Origin of the sequence: Roseomonas chloroacetimidivorans (genome assembly GCF_049629625.1) — a bacterium.
In the GTDB taxonomy this organism is placed as follows: domain Bacteria; phylum Pseudomonadota; class Alphaproteobacteria; order Acetobacterales; family Acetobacteraceae; genus Roseomonas; species Roseomonas chloroacetimidivorans.
Genome location: NZ_JBNBZS010000091.1, coordinates 1 through 18,850, shown reverse-complemented (window position 1 = coordinate 18,850; position 18,850 = coordinate 1). Strand labels below are relative to the sequence as shown.

20 protein-coding genes are annotated in these 18,850 nt (G+C 68.4%); 16 read left to right on the top strand and 4 right to left on the bottom strand.

The annotated features are described in order from the left end of the window. Nucleotides 1-70: 70 nt before the first annotated feature. From ACO1BU_RS31170 to ACO1BU_RS31105, 14 genes are all read left to right on the top strand, one after another. The gene (locus tag ACO1BU_RS31170) at nucleotides 71-367 is read left to right on the top strand and encodes a TrbC/VirB2 family protein (protein WP_424139847.1); all 297 of its coding nucleotides are present in this window, start codon (nucleotides 71-73) and stop codon (nucleotides 365-367) included. Nucleotides 368-380: 13 nt separating this feature from the next. Then, nucleotides 381-722 (top strand): type IV secretion system protein VirB3, encoded by a 342-nt coding sequence (locus tag ACO1BU_RS31165; RefSeq protein WP_424139846.1) that lies wholly within the window; start codon nucleotides 381-383, stop codon nucleotides 720-722. Next, nucleotides 715-3,132: a VirB4 family type IV secretion/conjugal transfer ATPase gene (locus tag ACO1BU_RS31160; protein WP_424139845.1), complete on the top strand. Its 2,418-nt coding sequence runs from the start codon at nucleotides 715-717 to the stop codon at nucleotides 3,130-3,132. The genes ACO1BU_RS31165 and ACO1BU_RS31160 overlap by 8 nt, the downstream gene beginning before the upstream one ends. A 14-nt stretch (nucleotides 3,133-3,146) precedes the next feature. Further along, nucleotides 3,147-3,857, top strand: coding sequence for a type IV secretion system protein (locus tag ACO1BU_RS31155; protein WP_424139844.1), 711 nt, complete (start codon nucleotides 3,147-3,149; stop codon nucleotides 3,855-3,857). Further along, nucleotides 3,857-4,288 carry an EexN family lipoprotein gene (locus ACO1BU_RS31150; RefSeq protein ID WP_424139843.1) on the top strand — a complete coding sequence of 144 codons (432 nt, stop codon included), beginning with the start codon at nucleotides 3,857-3,859 and terminating at the stop codon, nucleotides 4,286-4,288. The genes ACO1BU_RS31155 and ACO1BU_RS31150 overlap by 1 nt, the downstream gene beginning before the upstream one ends. Next, entirely contained in the window at nucleotides 4,278-5,261 is a 984-nt protein-coding gene (locus ACO1BU_RS31145) for a TrbL/VirB6 family protein (RefSeq protein WP_424139842.1), read from the top strand. Before ACO1BU_RS31150 ends, ACO1BU_RS31145 begins: the two co-directional genes overlap by 11 nt. 47 nt (nucleotides 5,262-5,308) lie before the next feature. Then, a complete protein-coding gene (locus ACO1BU_RS31140; protein ID WP_424139841.1) occupies nucleotides 5,309-5,479 on the top strand; it encodes a hypothetical protein in 171 nt (56 codons plus the stop codon). Continuing rightward, a complete protein-coding gene (locus tag ACO1BU_RS31135) occupies nucleotides 5,476-6,276 on the top strand; it encodes a VirB8/TrbF family protein (protein WP_424139840.1) in 801 nt (266 codons plus the stop codon). The genes ACO1BU_RS31140 and ACO1BU_RS31135 overlap by 4 nt, the downstream gene beginning before the upstream one ends. Then, nucleotides 6,273-7,310, top strand: coding sequence for a TrbG/VirB9 family P-type conjugative transfer protein (locus ACO1BU_RS31130; RefSeq protein WP_424139839.1), 1,038 nt, complete (start codon nucleotides 6,273-6,275; stop codon nucleotides 7,308-7,310). The genes ACO1BU_RS31135 and ACO1BU_RS31130 overlap by 4 nt, the downstream gene beginning before the upstream one ends. Further along, a complete protein-coding gene (locus tag ACO1BU_RS31125; RefSeq protein WP_424139838.1) occupies nucleotides 7,307-8,449 on the top strand; it encodes a TrbI/VirB10 family protein in 1,143 nt (380 codons plus the stop codon). The genes ACO1BU_RS31130 and ACO1BU_RS31125 overlap by 4 nt, the downstream gene beginning before the upstream one ends. An 11-nt stretch (nucleotides 8,450-8,460) precedes the next feature. Continuing rightward, entirely contained in the window at nucleotides 8,461-8,619 is a 159-nt protein-coding gene (locus tag ACO1BU_RS31120) for a hypothetical protein (protein WP_424139837.1), read from the top strand. After that, nucleotides 8,616-9,656 carry a P-type DNA transfer ATPase VirB11 gene (virB11, locus tag ACO1BU_RS31115; RefSeq protein WP_424139836.1) on the top strand — a complete coding sequence of 347 codons (1,041 nt, stop codon included), beginning with the start codon at nucleotides 8,616-8,618 and terminating at the stop codon, nucleotides 9,654-9,656. Before ACO1BU_RS31120 ends, virB11 begins: the two co-directional genes overlap by 4 nt. A 108-nt stretch (nucleotides 9,657-9,764) precedes the next feature. Continuing rightward, a complete protein-coding gene (locus ACO1BU_RS31110; protein WP_424139835.1) occupies nucleotides 9,765-11,600 on the top strand; it encodes a type IV secretory system conjugative DNA transfer family protein in 1,836 nt (611 codons plus the stop codon). A 10-nt stretch (nucleotides 11,601-11,610) separates the two neighbouring features. Next, a complete protein-coding gene (locus tag ACO1BU_RS31105; RefSeq protein ID WP_424139834.1) occupies nucleotides 11,611-11,832 on the top strand; it encodes a hypothetical protein in 222 nt (73 codons plus the stop codon). 227 nt (nucleotides 11,833-12,059) lie between these two features. On the opposite strand, the gene ACO1BU_RS31100 is transcribed toward ACO1BU_RS31105, so the two are convergent. The 4 genes from ACO1BU_RS31100 to ACO1BU_RS31085 all read right to left on the bottom strand — a co-directional run bounded on the left by ACO1BU_RS31100 (nucleotide 12,060) and on the right by ACO1BU_RS31085 (nucleotide 17,773). Further along, nucleotides 12,060-13,016: a ComEC/Rec2 family competence protein gene (locus ACO1BU_RS31100; RefSeq protein WP_424139833.1), complete on the bottom strand. Its 957-nt coding sequence runs from the start codon at nucleotides 13,014-13,016 to the stop codon at nucleotides 12,060-12,062. Next, nucleotides 13,013-14,155, bottom strand: a complete 1,143-nt coding sequence (locus ACO1BU_RS31095) for a patatin-like phospholipase family protein (protein WP_424139832.1) — start codon at nucleotides 14,153-14,155, stop codon at nucleotides 13,013-13,015. The genes ACO1BU_RS31100 and ACO1BU_RS31095 overlap by 4 nt, the downstream gene beginning before the upstream one ends. Before the next feature lie 178 nt (nucleotides 14,156-14,333). Beyond that, nucleotides 14,334-16,640, bottom strand: a complete 2,307-nt coding sequence (locus tag ACO1BU_RS31090; RefSeq protein WP_424139831.1) for a ThiF family adenylyltransferase — start codon at nucleotides 16,638-16,640, stop codon at nucleotides 14,334-14,336. Between the two features lie 2 nt (nucleotides 16,641-16,642). Continuing rightward, complete coding sequence (locus ACO1BU_RS31085; RefSeq protein WP_424139830.1) at nucleotides 16,643-17,773, bottom strand: ComEC/Rec2 family competence protein; 1,131 nt, start codon at nucleotides 17,771-17,773, stop codon at nucleotides 16,643-16,645. A gap of 170 nt (nucleotides 17,774-17,943) precedes the next feature. On the opposite strand from ACO1BU_RS31085, the gene ACO1BU_RS31080 reads away from it, so the two are divergent. Continuing rightward, on the top strand, nucleotides 17,944-18,537 hold the full coding sequence (locus ACO1BU_RS31080; protein WP_424139829.1) for a hypothetical protein: 594 nt from the start codon (nucleotides 17,944-17,946) through the stop codon (nucleotides 18,535-18,537). Then, the coding region (locus ACO1BU_RS31075) for a hypothetical protein (RefSeq protein ID WP_424139828.1) at nucleotides 18,534-18,850 on the top strand (317 nt) is incomplete at its 3' end. The genes ACO1BU_RS31080 and ACO1BU_RS31075, both read left to right, overlap by 4 nt.

Genomic DNA, 18,850 nt, shown 5'->3' with positions numbered 1-18,850 from the left:
CTCGTGAGGCTCCCGCGGCGTCGGGGGGCGCCGAGCGGGCCACCGCCACCGAGCCCCCGAGGACCGCAGAATGACCCTTTCCCCGAACGCGCGGAACGTCGCCCTCTTCGCCGCCGTGGCCTGTGCCGCGCTGATCCTGCCCGACCTGGCGCACGCGCAGGTGGGCGGCGGCGGCTCCGGCGTCGTCAACAGCCTGACGCAGTGGTTCATGACTAACGTGGCCCGTGGCCTCGTCATGATGGGCATCATCGCCGTGGCCATCGGCCTGTTCGTCATGCGCTTCTCGGTCGGCGTGATCGCCTCCGTGGTGGCCGGCGGCCTGATCCTGGCCAACGCCGACACCATCGCCGGCTACTTCGGCTTCTGAGGATCTGCGTGGCGTGGAACCCCTGACCGAGGATCCCCTGCACGTCGCGGCGACGCGGCCGGCCCTCATGTGGGGCCTGCCGCTGCCGCTGGCCCTCGCCCTCTTCGTGATCGGGGCCGAGGTGCAGGTGGTGTTCAAGGGCCTGACCGGGGTGGCCTGGGCGCTCGCCCTCGTCGCCCCTGTCTGGATCGCCGCCCGGTTCCTCGTCGCCCGCGACTACAACGCGGTTGGCGTCGCGGTGCTCTGGCTCAACACCAGCGCCCGCGCCCTCGACAGCGCCGATTGGGGCGGCGCCTCCGTCGCCCCCCTGCCCGTGGGGAGCGCGCGGGGACCGCGCGGCATGTCCAATGCGTAACCCCTTCCTCTCGCTGTCCGGCTGGTCCGAGCGCGGCGCCGACGACTACGTGCCCTTCGTCGGCCACGTCCGGGACGACGCGGTGCTGCGGACGGACGGGTCCGTGATGGGGATGCTTCGGCTAGTGGGTGCGCCCTTCGCGCTGGAGGAGCACGCCCGGCGCAACAGCCGGCACCGCTTCCGCAACGCGGTCCTGCGCAACATTGCCGACGACACCCTGACGGTGGTGGAGACGATGGTGCGGCACGACGGCGTGGCGCCACTGCCGGCCGGAAGCTACCGCAGCGCCTTCGCCGCCGATCTTGAGAACGCCTACCGCCGGGAGGTGCTGGACGGGTGGGAGCGGGTCAACGAGTGGTTCGTCTCGGTGATCGTGACGCCCCGCGCCCCCGTGACGCGCGGCCTCAACACCCTGCGCTCGCGCCTGGGCCGCCGGAAGGAAGCCGCCGCCACCACGGCCAGTGACGAGCTGATCCGCACCCTGGACGACCGGATGCTGGTGCTGGCCAAGGCCTACGCCGAGATGGGGCCGGTCCGCCTGGGCGTGCGCGAGGCCGGCGGCGTACTGTTCTCCGAGATCGGCGAGGCCCTGCGCCTGTTCCTGACGGCGCGCTTCCTACCGGTGCCGATGGTCAGCGGCTCCCTCGGAGGCTCCATCTACACGGATCGGGTGATCTGCGGCCGGCGCGGCTTCGAGGTCCGCACCCCCGGCCGTCCCTCGTTCGGCACCCTCCTGGGGTTCAAGGAATACCCCGACCGCACCCGGCCGGGGATGCTCAACGACCTGCTCTCGGCCGACTGCCGGGTGGTGCTGACCAATTCCTTCCGCTTCCACTCCCGCGCCGCTGCGACCGGCAGCCTCGCCCGCAAGCAGGCGCAGATGGCCAATGCCGGCGACCGGGCGCTCAGCCAGATAGACGCGCTGCACGATGCCATGGACGACGTGGCCTCCAACCAGGCCACGATGGGCTCGCACCACGTTTCCGTCGCCCTGCATTGCGACAGCCTGCCGGAGCTGGAACGCCGCACGGGCGAGGTCCGCGCCGCCCTGACCAACGCGGGCGCCAGCGTCGCCGTCGAGGACCTGGGGACGGAGGCCGCCTATTGGGCGCAGCTCCCCGGGAACGCCGCCTGGCGCACCCGGCCAGGCGACATCTCCTCCCGGAACTTCGTCGGCTTCTCGTCCCTGGACGGCTACCCGCGGGGCGGCCCGTCCCCGGAGTGGGGGGCGCCCCTGATGCGGCTGCTGACCTCGGCCAACACCGGCTTCGATCTGTCGCTGCACGTCGGCGGCCTGCCGCATATGGCCATCTTCGGCCCTTCCGGGTCAGGCAAGACGGTATTCCTCGGGATGTTGGTGGCCGCCCTGGAACGGGTGACGGGTCCGACCGGGACCGTGGTAATGTTCGACAAGGACAACGCCAACGAAATCCTTGTCCGCGCCATGGGCGGGCGCTACCTGACCCTGCGCGCGGGCGAGGATAGCGGCCTGGTGCCGATGCGGGCGCTGCCGAATACTCCCGACGCGCGGGTGTGGCTGCTCCGCTTCGTGGTGGGGCTGATCCGCGCCGATGACGGCCCGCAGCCCGACGCAATCGAGCTGCGCCGGCTCTCCAAGGCCATCGCCTTCCAGATGCGGATGCCACCCCACCTGCGTTCCATCGCCGGCCTGTGCGCCTGGCTGGTGGGAGAGGGCGCCGGCAGCGCCGGCAAGCGCCTGGAACGCTGGGGCCGCGACGGCGATCTCGGCTGGGCCTTCGACGGCGAGGCCGACGCCTTCGATCCCGACGCCGGCCTAGTCGGCGTGGATTTCTCCGCGCTGATGGAGGACGAGACGGTGCGGGGCCCGGCCGCCTCCTACCTCCTGCACCGGGTCCGCTCGGTGATTGACGGCCGGCGCTTCGTGCTCGCGGCCGACGAGTTCTGGGCCTACCTGCCCGACGAGCGCTTTGCCAAGGCGTTCGAGGACTTCGCCCTCACCCTCCGAAAGGGCAACGGCGCCCTCATCATCGCCACCCAGCAGCCGCAACAGGTGCTTCGCCACCCGATCGGCGCCACCCTGGTCAGCAACATGCCGACCAAGGTCCTGTTCCCGAACCAGTCGGCCAGCCGCTCGGCCTACTGCGACGTGGGGGACGGCTCCGAGAGCCTGCACTGCACCCCCGGCGAGTACCGTGCCGTGACCGAGGATATTGCAGCCGGGCCGCGCTCCATGCTGATCAAGCGCGATGCCGGCTCCGTGGTCTGCCGGGTGGAGCTGCCCCCGGCCATGGGGGCGCACCTGGCGGTGCTGAGCGGCAAGGTCGGCACCGTCCGCCTGCTGCGGAAGATCCGGCGCGAGCTGGGGACCGACGAGCCGTCGGCGCTCCTGCCCGAGTTCCACCGCCGCCTGCTGGAAGCGGCGACCTGATGGAGACGCAACTCATGAAGCGGACCCTATTGGCAGGGGCGGCCGTCGCCGCCCTGGCCCTGACAGTGCCGGGCGCGGCCAGGGCGCAGATCCCGGTGACGGACGCCCTCGCGAACGCGCAGGCGCAGATCACCAACTCCCAGCTCTACCAGCAGGTGGCGCAGGCGGTCGCGACGGTGCGACAGCTGGAGCAGCAGTATCAGCAGCTCCAGGCCACCTATAACGTGCTGGCCCACACCACCAGCGTTTCCACCTACGCGAGCCGCCTGGGCGGCGTGGCCAACGGCTTCGGAGCCAACCAGATCGGCGGCGCGATGACAGGCATGGGGAGCCTGGCCGGTGCCGCCGATCAGGTGGCCAACCTGCGCTTCTTCTCGTCCTCGGGTACCGACTTCTCCGCGACCGAGCTGACCCGCCGGGCGCAGCGTCTGGGCAACGTCCAGGCTGCTGCCCTGCAGGGGATGCGGCAATCGGAGCAGCGCATCGCGGGGCTCCGCGAACTGATGACCGAGATTGACGGCCAGCCAGATATCCAGGCGTCGGCCGCCCTAAACAATCGCATTCAGGCGGAGCACGCCCTGCTCTCGGCACAGCAGCAGCAGCTTGCCCAGATTCAGCTCATGGCGGCCACCCAGCAACAGGGCGACCTCCTGCGAGCCGAGGAGGCCCAGCGGCAGAGCGCGGAGAGGTACCGGGACAGCCTTCAGCCGCTGGGGGACAACTGATGCGCGGCGCGGTGCTCGTGCTCGCCCTGGTGACCCTAGGCACCGCGCCCGTCCTCGCGCAGCGGTCGCGCGAGAATCACGACGTGCCCTGGTTCCAGGCTCACCCACAGATCCTCGATGAGACGCTGCGGCGCTGTCAGCGCGACGCACGTCTGGCCGCGACTTGGGAGTGCCAGAACGCGGAGGCAGCGGGTGCTTCGCGCATGGGTCAGCCGCTCCCCAATACCCTGCCGCCCGTAAGGCAAGGGCGCCAAGCGCCGCCTGCGGACAGTAGTGGCCTGCCGGAACCGGACTACAACCCTCGCACCAACCCGTTTGGGTTCCAGGCCCTCAAGAAAGCCTGCCAGGAGCGAGGACCAGGCAGCTCCATTTTTCTGCGTGATTGCCACCAGCTCGACCGCTATCCCGAGGAGCGTGACCGTGGCCGGTGAGTTCTTCCAGAACGTCTCCGCCGCTTTCGACGCGAACCTCATTGCCGCCGTCAACGGCGTTATCAGCAGTGGGCTTGCCTGGGCTCGGCCGCAGGTCCGCGCTGCTGCCACGCTGTTCATCCTGATTTCCGGTTGGCTCGTCCTCACCGGTCGTATGGACAAGAGCGTGCTCGCAGGGCGCGTCTTTCGGATCATGGCAGTAGCTGCGTTGCTGACCTCCGCAGGTACGTTCAACACCTACGTCCGCGACCTATTCTTGCAAGATATCCCTTCCACAATTGGATCTGCGCTGACTGGTGGCGTTACATACGCCCCGGCCGCACAATTTGACGCGCTGTGGAGTGCCACGCAGCGCATTGCGGCAACCATGCTCGCGGAGGCGACGGGCTACACGCAGTTCGGTGAGCGCCTCGTAATTCGAGCTCTTATGGGCATCTCCTTCATAGCCTTAGTCGTGATCTTCCTGATGTGGATTGTCGCCCGTGTACTGATGGGCTTCGTGATCGCCCTCGGACCGTTCCTGATCGGGCTCTACCTGTTCGATGCGACGCGCACCTACGTGGACCGCTGGGTGGGCAAGCTCGTGTCGCTGACGTTAGTGCAGGTGAGCGTTAGCGTCATGCTGCAGATGCTGATGAGCGGTTTCAACAACTACGTCCGCGCGGCACAGGCCAACCCCGGCGGTAGCCTGGACGAGAAGATCGGCGCCTTCCTGCAAGTCGGCGCCTGGTACTGGTGTGGCCTGTTTCTGATCGCCAGCCTGACGGTCGTGGCCTACTCCATCGGCGGCGGTCTCGCGGCTTCCTTCGCCCCCCTCACGCAGTCGGCCGCCGGCATGACCAACGGAGCCGCCTCGCTCGCCGGGACCGGCGTGGGCGCGGGCGGCAAAGCGCTCGGCCGCGGCATCGGCCGGGGTGTTGCCGCCGGCTATCGCCGGATGCGCAGCAGTTCCAACACCCAGGCTGCGGAATGATCCGGTGGCCATGCCCCCCCCTCTCCCTCCGTTCCCTTGGAGCCCCGATGAAGTCCGCCCTGCTGCTGTCCCTGCTGGCGCTGGCCGCCTGTGCCGGCACCACTGCGGCCCCGGCCTGCCGCGGCGAGGTATTCCAACTCAACCCAACCCGCATGGTACCGCCGGCCCCCCTCGCCGCCGCGCCCGTGGTCGCCCCGGCCGGGAGCGTCGTGCGGTGAATGCCATCTCTGCGCCCGGCCAGCCGGTGCCGCCGTCCGCCTCGCCCGCCGGTAGCCCCTCTGACGCCGAGATGGCCGCCGCCGTGGTGATCCCGCGGAGCGAATTGAACCGCCTCTACGCCGAGACGCAGGCCCGTCAGGCGCGCGAGGCCCGCCGCGCCAGGCGCATCAGCACCGGCAAGACCGTCGCGATTGTCGGCCTGCTGGGCGTGGTCGGGATGCAGGCCCTCGCCGCCCTCCAGCTCTTTCCGCTTGTCCGCGTGGTGCCGGTCGTGGCCGTGCCGCAGCCGGACGGCAGCATGGCCACCGTGGTCCACGGCGACGCCCTGCCGGCCGCGGTGCAGGAGCGCGCGGTGCGCGCCACCCTGTTCCAGTACGTCCGCCTCCGTGAGGGCTGGTCCTCCGGTGAGGCCCAGTACGCCTACGACGTAGTGAGCCACATGTCGGCGCCGCAGGTGCGGAGCGCCTTCCAGGAGTGGTTCAACCTCACCGTTCCCCCCGGTCCTCAGGCCGTATGGGGCACGCGCGCGACCGTCACCGTGGAGCAGCTGAGCGGCGCCCTGCTGCCGAACGACACGGCGCAGGCCGACGAGATCTACCAGCTCCGCTTTCGCCGCACCGAGCGCGCCCATGGCCGGCCGCCGGTAGTCTCCACCTGGGTCACGACGCTGCGCTACCGCGCCGGCCAGAACATCGCCCTCACCGATGGGACCACGATCAACCCGCTGGGCGTGCTCGTCACCGAATACCGTCCCCCCGAGCGCGAGGGCGTACCGACCCTGGGGGACGCCCGATGAAACGCACCCGTTTCGCCCTGCGGCTGGTCCTGGCCGCGACCATCGCCCTGCCGCTGGCCTGGGGCGCCCCGGCCGCCGCTGACGAGGCCCCAGCCCCGGCCGGGCGCGACCCCCGCGTTCGGGTGATCGCCTACGACCCGCAGCAGGTGGTCAAGCTCTACGCCGTTCCCGGCGCGACGCTCACCCTCCAGCTCGCCCCCGGCGAGACGGTGGCCGGCCTGCCGGTGTCGGATCAGACGCTCCTGGACCCGCCCGAGCCCGCAGGCCTCGGCACCGGCCCGCTCGCCATGGCTGGAGGCCCCGCGCCCTCAGAGCGGGCCGGAGCAGGCCGTGGCGCCTCCACCGACCGGAACCTGTTCACCGCCGTCCGCGGCAACTTCGTGATGATCAAACCGCTGCGGGATCTCGACCCGCAGCCGCTCTTCATCATTGGCCGCAGCACTGACCCGACCACCGGGCGCGAGGTCATGCGGGCCTATACCTTCGAACTCTCCACCCGCGAGGGACCGCTGACCGCGGAGGCGCCGAATACCTACTACCTCGTGCGCTTCACCTATCCGGCCGAGGAACGCGCCGCTGCGGCAGCCGCGGCCGAAGTCCGGCACCAGGCCAGCGCCGCCGCTGCTGCGGCCCGCCGCAAGGAGCGGGAGGAACGTCAGGCGCGCGAGCGCCTGATGCTCGCCAGCACCAACCCCGCGACGCCTGGCGTGATGAACTGGAACTACGATGGCCAAGGCGACCGCGAGCTGGCGCCGGCCGAGGTGTGGGACGACGGGCAATCCACCTTCCTGCGCTTCCCGGGTAATCGGCGCGTGCCCGCGATCTTCTCCGTTCTCGCGGACGGGCGCGAGGCGGCCGTGAACTACTCAGCCAACACATCTGGACTCATCACCGTCCACCAGACCGGCCCGGCCCTGCGGCTGCGCGACGGCGGCCTGGTGCTGTGCATCCTCAACCGGGCGTTCGATGCCAGCGGCCGTAACCCCGGCACCGGCACCACCAGCCCCGACGTGGTGCGGGAGATCAGGCGGTGAGCGACGCCGTGGAAGGGGGCGCCGCCTCCAACGATCCCGTCTCCCCCGTCGCCGGCGGCCGGCGGCTGCTGACAGGTCGGGAGAAGGTGCTGATCGGCGTCGGCATCTTCGCAGCCTGCGGCCTGGTCGCGATGTGGCCCTCGTCCAAGCCGGCCCCGGAGCGCGAGCGCGAGCAGCCGATAACCGAGGCCAGCCGCTCCGTGCCCTACCGGCCGATGCCCGAGCCGGCCGTCCCCCCGACGCCGCCCCCCGCGGTCGCGGCCATGCCGATCCCGGCCACCCCGGCCGCCCTGGGGATGCCGATGCCGAACGCCCCCAGCGCCGTGGCCTTCGGGGGTGGCGGGCACCAAGCCCCTAACCCCACCCCGATCATGAGCTACGAGGACCGCGCCGCCCCGCCGGCCGCGCAGCCCGTGGCGGACGGTCCGGACGGCCCCCGTGCCGCCCGGTCCGGGGTGCCTGCTACAGTCCCCGGTGGCACGGCCGAGCCCGATGACGCGCTGTCCTCGCGCCTGCGGCCCTCCCGCCTGGCCGCGGCGCGCGCGACCGTGCTGCGGAACCCCGAGCTGACCGTGCCGATGGGCACTCGCATCGCCTGCATCCCCGAGATGCCGATCGACAGCACCGTGGCCGGCTTCTTCTCCTGCATCACCCCCGTCGACGTGCGGGGATCCACCGGGACGGTCGTGCTGATGGAGCGCGGGACCCGCATCGTGGGCGAGGTCCGATCCGGCCTGGCCCGCGGCTCGCGGCGCCTGTTCGTGGTGATGACCCAGGCCCTGACGCCCGGCGGCGTGCAGATGGAGCTGAACAGCCCCGGCGCCGACGTGATGGGACAGGCCGGGCTGGACGGCGAGGTCAATAGCCACTTCTTCGAGCGGTTCCGCGGCGCCATGCTGCTCGCCTTCCTCGACACGGGTCTGCAGGCCGCGGCCACCGTCGCCAGCAACGCCCTGAACAACGGCAGCGGCGTCACCTTCAACCAGTTCCAGTCCGGCGGGCAGCGCGCCACCAGCCAGGCGCTGGAAGCCGACATCAACATCCCCTCTACCCTGCGTCGGAACCAGGGGGAGCCCATGACCGTGTTCGTCGCGAGGAACCTTGACTTCTCCGACGTATACCGGCTCGTCAGTCGGTGAGAGATGCATGGGTGCAGCTCGCCCTCAGCCTGGCCGCCACGGCGCCGGTCGGGAGCGGGAATACGGCAGGGCAGGCGAAACGCCTGCCCAGTGCGGTCCCGGAGGATGCACCCACGATCCACGATCCGGCGCAGCTCTGGTTCGCCTTCGCGCGGGAGGCCGGCCGATGATGTACGCCGCGGCGCAACTGGACTTCGCCCTCGCCCCCGTGGCCGGCGCCCTGGCTGATCCCAGGACGGAGGAGCTGTGCGTCAATCGGCCCGGCGAGTTCTGGCTGCGCCAGGGCGGGCGCTTCGAGCGGCACGCCGCCCCCGAGCTGGACTTCGACATGCTGGAAGGCGTGGCGATCCTGGCAGGCGCCCTGCGGAACCAGAACGTCGGCGCCGAGCACCCGCTGTGCTCCACCGACCTGCCCAGCGGCCACCGCCTGCAGGTCGTGCTGCCGCCTGCCGTGCCGCCCGGCACCGTGTCGCTCACCTTCCGCCGGCCGAGCGATACCGTGGCCGCCCTGTCCGACCTGGCCGAGCGCTACGACACCTCCCGCTGGAACCGCTGGGACCACCGCCGCGAGCAGCGTCAGGCTGACAGCGCCGACCTACTCGGGCTGTTCGACGCGGGCGACGCCGTGGCCTTCTTCCGAGGCTTGGTGCACGCCCGGCGCAACATCCTGTTCTGCGGCGCCACGGGCGGCGGCAAGACCACCCTGAGCAAGACCCTCACCTCCGAGATCCCGCGCACCGAGCGCATCCTGACCATTGAGGACGCACTGGAGCTGGTGGTGCCGCACGGCAACGCCGTCCGCCTGCTCTACTCCAAGGGCGGGCTGACGGTGGGCGGCGTCACCGCCGACGCCCTGCTACAAGCTACCCTGCGGATGCGCCCCGACCGGGTGCTGCTGCAGGAGCTGCGCGACGACGCGGCCTGGGTGTACCTGAACGAGGTGATGACCGGGCACCCCGGCAGCCTCACGACAATCCACGGCGCCGACGCGCCGCAGGCCATGCGCCGGTTGTTCAATCTGGTGAAGGGCACCCCGCAGGGCGCCACCTACGGCGACGACACCCTGGCCACGATGATCGGCAGCACCGTGGATGCCATCGTGCCCCTGCACAACGACGCCGGCACCTACTCCATCCGCGAGGTCTGGTTCGCCGACGACGCCACCCGCCGCGGCGAGGCCGCCGCCGACCTGCTGCGCGCCGCCTAGCGTGAACCGCCTGGGAATGCCCTGCATCGAGCTGGAAGAGAGATATACGATGGACGCTGTACGTCTTGCGTCTAGCCGTCCAGCATCAGGACGCCTGAGTCCAGGGCGATGAGCGACCGTCGCCGTCTCCCTTCTCCCAGCCGCCTGGTGGCCTGGGGCCTGCTGCTGGCCATCCTCGCCCTGCTCTGGACCGCTGCGGCCTCGGCCGTGTTCCTGTGGGGCACCGGCCTGGTCCGCTATTTTCCCTTCCAGGGGACAGCCTGGATCGGCCAGTGGTGGAGCTATGCCCTTTATGCCCCGCCTAACCCCATCGTCGGCCGCTGGCTGATGTTCGGCGCCGGGGCGCCCTCTGTGTTCCTCGGCTTGGTGGTCTACCGCCTGGTGCAGCTCCGCGGCGGACGCGTCACCCGCCCCGGCGAGGTCGTGCGCGGCAGCACCGACAATCACGGCCACGCCGAGTGGATGAGCATGAAGGAGGCCCGCGACCGCTTTCCCGGCCCGCACCCCGACTTCGGCGGCGTAGTCGTGGGCGAGGCTTACCGGGTGGATCAGGACAAGGTGGCCAAGCTCGCCTTTGACCCAGAGAAGCGGGAAACCTGGGGCCAGGGTGGCAAGGCCGCGCTGCTGGTGGACCCCTGCAAGATCGGCCCGACGCATAGCCTGGTGTTCGCCGGCTCCGGCGGCTTCAAGACCGTCTCAGCCGCCTCCACCCTCGTCCACTGGACCGGTGCCGCCGTCGTGCTCGATCCCTCGCGCGAGCTGGGGCCGATGCTCGCCGTGGCCCGCGAGGGCATGGGCCACAAGGTCGTCTCCCTGGAACTCGGCACGCCGGGCGGGATCAACGTCCTCGACTGGATCGACGTGACCCACCCGCTCGCGGAAACCAACGTCCACGCCGTCGTGGGCTGGATCTTTGGGGAGGCCGAGGGCGGCAGCTCCGACGCCGACAAGTTCTTCCGCAACTGGGGCAAGCAGCTCGTCGCCTGCCTGCTCGCGCACATGCTGTGGGACGACACCATACCCGCGGCGGCCAAGACCCTTCGCACGCTCCGGGCCGGCATCGTCACCCCCGAGGATCAGATGCGCGACGTGCTGGAAGGGATCCACGCCGGGTCGAACAGCCCCATGGCCCGCGACATAGCGGGGACCATCAAGAAGATCGTCCCCGAGACCTTCTCGGGCATCTACGGCAACGCCACGGGCGACACCGCCTGGCTCTCGGTCGCGGCCTACGCCGATCTTGTCTCGGGCGGCGCTGAGGGCACGGAACCCTCCTGCGGCACCGCCGAGCTGACAGAGGGCAAGCTGACGGTGTTCCTGCAGATCCCGCTCAAGGTGCTGCGCGACACCCCCGCGGTCGGGCGCGTGCTCGTCGGCGCGCTGCTGAACGCGCTCTACGAGGCGGACGGCGACGTGCAGGGCCGAGTGCTGTTCATGCTCGATGAGGTCCGCCGGCTCGGGCCGATGAAGATCCTGGAGGTCGCCCGTGACGCCGGCCGCAAGTACGGGATTACGCTGCAACTGCTCTACCAAGCCGAAGACCAGCTCGTTGAGCAATGGGGGCGGCAAGGCCGCAACGCATGGTTCGATAGCGTGAGCTGGCGAATGTATGCCGCCGTCCAGAACACCGACACCGCGAAGTCGGTCTCCGACGCGGCCGGCGGGCACTCGGTCCTGGCCGAGAGCGAGGGCCACAACAGCGGCAGCCAGGGAAAGCCCTTGGAAGCCGGGTCGCGCTCCAAGGGCACCAGCATGAACCGGCACGAGATGGCCCGCGCCCTGATCCGGCCGGATGAGCTGATGCAGGACGTGCGCGGCGACGAGGCGTTCGTGTTCGCTCGCGGCTGCAAGCCCCTGCGCTGCGGGCGTGCAATCTACTTCCGCCGCCCCGAGCTGCGGGCGGCGATCGGGGCCAGCCGCTTTCACAGGCAGGCGGCGGAGTAGGAGAAGCGGTATGTCCGACATCAAAGGTTCTAACCAGTCCCGCGACCCGGCGCCGCGCCGGGCGGAAGCATCCACACCGGCCGGCGCCGGACCTCAGCCGGTGCAGGTACAAGCCTCGGCCGCGACGCATTACTGGCAGGGGGTGGCAGCCACAGGCCGGGCCGCGAAGTCGGCTGCCGCGCCGCAGGCTGACGCTGCGACGCTTGGACGTCAGCGCGTAGCGCGCGTGTAGGGACGCCTACAGCTCAGAACGACCCTGATCAGACCATCGTGCCCGGCCTCTCGAAGTCCGCTTTGGAAGGCGGAGCAGCCGTCCATTCGCGGAGTATGGGCCAGCAGCTTGGCGCTCACCCCGGTCGCTCAGCCACGTTGGGTAGCTCGCAGGAGGGAACGCTTTCCAGATCTTCACGCCTGTGAGCTGCATATGTCCTATCCAACTCATCTCGCGTCCGCGATGCCTCAGCGAAACTTCAAATAGTTCGGTCGTGGCAGCAAACGCTGGCGAATTGTGTCGGCATTGTGAGAGAGTATTGCGGACTTCTTAGAAACAAATTCGCATGTCGAGGATATCTCGGAAGAATTTCCCTTCAGGTTAACAGCCCTGAAGCGACCGTTGTGATTCCCAATGGACTTGACGACGACGTCACCTGTTTTCGTAGTCATTAGACGAACGCCATAGTTGTAAAGAAGCTCCCGAATTTCATCACGAGGATGATCGTACTTATTAGAGTAATCTGCAGAGCAGATCGCGAGGTGGGGACGAACGCGCTCTATGAACGGTTTGTTGGTAAACCCATTGTCCGCACCGTGGTGGGCTAAGATCATCACGTCCGTCTGTTCTTTGAGTATCTTCTGTCGCCTGAGGCGGGCTGAGATGAGTCGATCCTCGACGTCTCCCAAGCTCAAGACGTTGAAGCTTCCGGTCCTGAAGTGTTTAACAGTCGAATTGTCGTTTGGGCAATTCGGGTTGATCAAAATGGGATTGAGAAATGTGTCTTTGAAGGCAAGCTCTTCGGCCCGATCCAGGCTGTCGATGTAGGCGGGCGTGATCAGCCGAACTTCGGCAGGACGATTGGACCGAACACGGGCTGCGCGGTAATTATTTATAACTTCGATGCACGTCATGGCGTTTGCCGTGTGGGGATCGTAGCCTGGACACTCAATCTTAGCTGGACGGATCAGACCAAGCAGGTCATTTATCTCTTTTGCATTACAGTGATCTGCATCCCAGCTTGTAATATGTAGAGTGCTGGCGCATTCCACTCCGCAACGTGCCATCTCATATGTCAATGACTTCCGGCTATAGTCAGTGAGACGCCCCTCTAGAACCGTAAATTGGCCATTGGCGAAGAACGAGAACGATGAACCAGGACAACCAAGTTGGTAAGCTCGGAAGCGGGTGACAATGCTTTTCATGTGGGTTGCCAAACACGAGGTACTGGGAACTCTGTGGGGAGCCGGGCTGATAAAGTTGCGTCGGCCACCTCGAAGCCATGACGCGCGATCTGGTCGAACAGTTCAAGCGTGGGAGATCTCAGATCCGTAGGGTGCCCGAGAGCCAACCGGCCTTCCTCATCCGACAGAAACAAATCGTAATCGGTCCTGTTGCGGCCTACCTGGACGTCAATGTCACGTACCGAATTCCCCATCTTGATCAAAGCTCCACGCACATTTCCCGCTTCGAGATCGCGGACGAGCATTCGCGACCGTAGCGCCCTGATCTGGTCACTTGCGATATCGAAAAGCCGGGGAGACGAGAGCTGCCCGCTGATGATTTTCCGGAATGAAAGTTTGGTTGGAGGTAGTAAAGGCCCTGAGGCGTCGCTGCAGATCAAAAGGTCGCAACCCCGAAGCGGCTCACCAGGCTTGTAAAGGAACTCCAGGCCTAAATTCTCGTAGGCTCCCCCATCCCACAAATGCACGCGCTTATAGGGCGGTGTGGCTTTTCCGAGCGGCTGTCGTGTCGCCGGATTCGTTCTGTGCCAACCTTCAACAGGGAGATCAAGGCCCAGTGCACCAATCGCATACGGCACGGCAGCCGAGGCAGCTGCGGCTTGAGCAGTCTTAAAATTGGGATTGTAGTGTCGGCCGAACTGCCAGTCTCCCATTTCGCGTCGCGAAAAGCGCCAATTCTTTCCAGTTTCAATGCATGTTGCGTTGATCGCCCACGTTGGTTCTGCCGGCAAGTCGGCCAGCATACCGGTGACACCCCAACGATCTTCCAGCAGATCAGCAAGGAGAGCGGCGCGAGAGAACAACACGCGACGGCCCTCGCGGACGAGACCTGCCCAGCCGAGTGCATTCAGGCTGAAGAGATCCTTGGAGGTGATGAGTTCCCGGAGCTTGGGGTAGGTCGTATTTAGGTATTGCGGCGAGGAGGGCCATTGCATGGATGAATGCGCGAACAACGCAGCGGTGACCAGACTTCCTCCAGAAACGGTCGACAGGGTAGCTATTTTTTCAAAAAGATCATCGACAGCCAATCGATGAAGGACCCCGAGGTGAAACACCGCCGCGCGAATACCACCGCCGGAAAGGCTCAGGCCGATGCGCAATTCTCCATCCCTCACTTATCCGCTCCCTGTCGATTGGAGCGGATGCTTCTCTCGCCCCCACATGTGGTTTCGAGGACGCTATAACCCAGATAATGCAGTCGCCCGAAACGGTCCAAAGCACGCGAGCCTGCCTGATGCGCCGCACTAGTGTGATTGAGGACAAGAGAAGGCGGCTTACTCACTGCTGATGGTCCTGACTGCTCGTATCGTTGGCCTGGACGGCCGCGCCTGCGGGGTTGGTGGCGGAGATCAGGGCGACGTCCCGCTCGCCCACAATCATCATGACCGGCGGGATTCCCTCGCGGCCGAGCTCCTCGTGCAGCCCGATGAGCTGCGTGACGTCCGCCTGGCTGGGCATGGCGCTGTGGCGGCGTGGGTGGCTGTGCCACTCGCCGACGTACCGAACCTGGTCCCGCGTGACCGACTGGATGTCGGCCAGTCTGCCGAGCAGGCCGTCCACGCCACGCTCGAACTGGGTCGGGCTGCCGACGCTGTCAGGCGGCGGCGCGAGCGCGTCCACGACGACGATGGACCTCCGGGCGACATCCACGATGCCAACCAAGACGCCACCGGTCTCGGCAGGTAGCGCGGCGTCGCGTGCCGCCTTGAGGTGGTCGAGCAGTCCCTCATCGTAGACGACCGTCCAATCGGCCACCGGCACGCGCCACGTGGTCCTCACCACGGCCTTCGAGACGAAGACCCCCCCGTCCGGATCCAGCGTCCAAACGCCGATGCTCCCGGCATCGCCGTCAAGGGAGGCGGTGAGGCCACGGGAGGCGAGGGCGGTCAGCGCGGCGACGTTGGTCTCCGGGATGCGGCTGCTGACGTGTCGGCAGGCGCCGGTGTACCGCAGGCCGCCATCCGGCGGCGCGAGATGGCCACGCAGGCGCGGTTCGCGCAGCAGGTGGCGGTAGTACTGGCCCTCCAGGGCGTCGAGGCGCGTGGCGCGGGCGGCGTCCTCGGACAGCACCACTGACGCGGTTCCGGTAGGGTTCAGGAAAACCGACGCGCGCCGCGCGGTGCCAGCCGCGTCCGACAACCGGCGGGCGGCGGCCACGGATGCCGAAGCGTCGATAACGAGTTCGGCCTCGGCCAGCGAGGCGTCCAGCTCCGGCGCCCTGTCGCCGGGGAACAGGACGTTGCAGGCGAGTCCGCGGGCGGCGTCGCTCTCGCCCAGGAGTTCGGCGACCTTGGCCGCGAGGGCGGTCGCCTTGCGGTCGCCGAGCTCGTACCGCCCGAGGGTGTGCCGCGCCAGGTTGTGCGGCAGCAGGTGGTCGTCGTCCACGATGGTCCAGCGGAACCGGCCTTCGCGGGCCAGCGCCTGCGCCAGATGGGACCCAACCGCACCGGCCCCGACCATGACGACGTGGCGGGCGTCGGCGGCCGCCAGCCCGGCGCACTCGCGCGCCAGCTCCCGGTCGAACTCGGCGTGAACCGGCAGGCTGTCGATCCTGATGGCTTCCAGCCCTTCCGGATCCGCGGGCGGGAAGGAACGGCCGTAGGGTGAAGGCTTCCTGGGGTCCGCGGCGCTGTACCCTGGGTTCCTGACGATGGTGCCCAGGCGTTCGCCAAGCTCACCCAGCGTGAGCGGGATGCCGAAGGCCCTGGCGTCCTCCGCCGCGACGGGGCCGTCGGCGGTGCGGACGATGGGGGCGACCAGCAGCACCGCGACGCGCGTCGGGTTGCAGTAGGGCGGGTTCAGGACGTCCAGCGCCGCCTCGCGAAGCGCCGCGAGCAGGTCGAAGCCGCAGTCGCGGAAGGCCGCGATGAGTTCGGCCAGGGTTCTCGGCGCCGACCGGACGGCCCGCATCGTCTGCGGGGGCAGGCGAACGGGGATGAGCCTGAGCGCTCCCTGGCCGCCGCCATCCCGGGCGGCATGCGGGCGGAGGTGGTAGAGCGCGGTCTCCTCCATGCCCGCCCCAGCGAGCAAAGTCATGTTCCCGGCTGGGGTGTCAGGCTGCAGGAACGCCCTCGGGATCGCGATGTCCGGTCCCGAGGAGACGAACAGCGGGTCGATGGCCTGGGCCTGGTCCGACAGGCCACCGCTGGCCGCAGCGCCCATCCACCACCGGACCCTCTCCAGGAACGCCAGCGGGGTCCAGGTGGACCTCGCCTCGGCCCAGGGACGGTCGTCCACGCACGGGCTGCGCATCCACCCGGCCGGGACGACGTTCTGGTGCGGCACCTCGGGGAAGTCCTCGCGCGCCGCGAAGAGGAAGGGCTGCCTGTCGTCGTTGGCCGTGAACACGACCGCGACCGGCTCCCATCGGTGGATGTCAGCCACCATCTCCTGGGGGCGCTCCGCCCGGACCTCGAACACGACGGTCTCCAGGCCGTCTTCCTGGCGCCATCGGGATTCCAGCAGCTGGACGTCGTCGTGGTCGCCGGAAGCGAGGTAAGCCGCCATGGCCGCCGCACGGGGAAGCCGCAGCTCCTGGGGTGCCACGGCCGCACCAAGGATTTCGAGCTTGGGGTGGAGCGCCATGGTCAGCCCGCCCTGACCGGCGATGAGGCGATGGCCACCGCGGGCGCGGAGACCGCGCTGCGCAGCACCGCGCCACGCTCCGTGATGTCGACCTCCGTCGGCCGCGGCTTGGCCTTCGGCCGCTCCATGGTGACCACGAAGTCACCGTCGCGCTTGTTCTGCACGCTCTTGTAGTAGTTGGCGGCCTGCCGGTGCGGCGGCTGCGGATCCTTGTCCTCCTCGGTGCCGAGCACCGGGATGGGCTTGCTGGTGGAGATCATGAGGCTCCGGTGCTGCCCGGCGTCCTCGTGCAGCCAGCGCACCTCCTCCACCGGCGTCGTGTGGTTCTCGCCCTTGTCGCTGGACAGGGAGAGGTACGAGCAGTGGTGCGGCAGCTTCATGATGTCCCAGTGGAGCCGCTCGTCATGACCGTGGGCACGGGTGATGTTCACGATGTCCTGGAGGCCTGGCCAGGTCATGTCGGCCGTGAACAGGGCGCGGGTGTCCTTGCCGCCTTCACGGAAGGTCGCCTGGAACACCACGCTGTCCTGGTTGCGGTCCTCGACCTCCCGCTCGTTGCGGCGGAAGCCGAACGGGCTGTGGATGAAGAACTCGACGCCCTCCACGCCCCACTTGCTGAAGCCGGGCACCAGCTGACCGGCGTCGGTGATGAGGTGCGCCCGGTCCTCAAGCGTGAGGCCCTTCGTCGCCAGCCACCCCTTCAGGGCGTCGGGCCGCGAGAAGACACGGATGCCGTAGCCCTTCTCCAGCCGGTGCTTGGCCTCCTCGCGGATGACCCGCGCGCAGTCCTCGCAGCCCACCTCGGTGATGGCGCCCGCCGGAACCCAGAGCTCCTCAATCCTGATGCGGTCGCCGCCCTGGTACTTGGCCGCGTGGTCGAACCAGAAGAAGTCGCTGGAACCCCGGACGTGGTCGTCGTCCAGGTGGGTGAAGCACACCACGTCGAAGGAATCGCGGCGAGCGGCGTTCAGGTCCTTGCGGAGCTCGGCCGGGAGGTCGATCCGCTTGTCCGCCGCGTCCTCCGGGTTCCGCATGTTGGCATAGTCGACCAGCAGCTTGCGGCCGTCCCGCAGGTCCAGGCGGGTCGTGTCGGCGTTCCCCAGGGGGAACACGGTAATCCTGGCTGTCGTCATCTTCCTTGGGTCCTTCTGGTCTGCATCCATGGCGGGTTGCGCCTCTGCCCTTCCATGCGCGGGCGACGCGGCCGCTCGGACATCAATCGCCGGTTGACCGACTCTTTTTTCGTGGGTGGGATTGGTGCGGTGTCCGACCCGGCCGACGTGCCGCGCATAAGGATTTGCAGATGGACGAGCCGCCGTCCGAGGCTGACGAGGGCGGGGCGTTCCGCCAGCCCCACGAGATCAGCGACGCGTTGGGGAGCCTGGACGCCCTCGGCTGGGCGCGGCTGCGCAAGATAGCGGCCGTCCTGACTGCCGGGGGGAGGGGCAAGGAGGATGAGCTCTTGCAGGAGACGATGTTGCGCGTTCTCGATGGCGGCCGACCCTGGCGCCAGGGGGTGCCGCTGATGCCGTTCCTGGCGGGGGTCATGAAGAGCGTCGCCCACGGGCAGCGTGCTAAGGTTGAGCGCTCCCCGACGCGGCGGGCCACGTCGATCTACGACGGCTCTGGCGCCCTGGCGATCGACATGGCCGATGCCGGTTCGACCCCCGAGGAGGCGTTGGCCGAGGAGCAGGCGGCAGGCAGGCTCAAGCAGAGGGTCACCGCGGTCTTTGCTGGTGACTTCGACGCGCAAATCTTGCTCGAAGGCATGCTCGACGGAATGGAAGGCGAGGCGCTGCGGGGCCTCACGAATTTGGATACAAAGGCATATGCCAGCAAGCGCCGCCTGATCAGACGGCGACTGTCTAAGCTGCAGGCCGAGGGGGGCCAGCCATGAGCAAGGGGCCGACGAAGGACAGGGATGCGATGCGGCGCCTCGAGGACGCCCTGATTGACGACATCCTGAACGCTACGGACGAGCAGATAGCCGCCGAGGCGGCCGAGGACGGCATCGACCTGGAGGCGCAGGCGACTGCCATGCGCTCCATGTTCGAGCGCGCCATCCTGGAGAGCGGGAAGACACGGATGGCGGCCGCGAAGGCGGCGGCTGCCGAGTATCGTTCCACAGCGCCTCGCGGGCGCATTCCACAGCTGCAGGGAGGCGCCTTTGCGAGCCGCGTGGCGAATGACGCAGGCAACGCCCGCAAGCT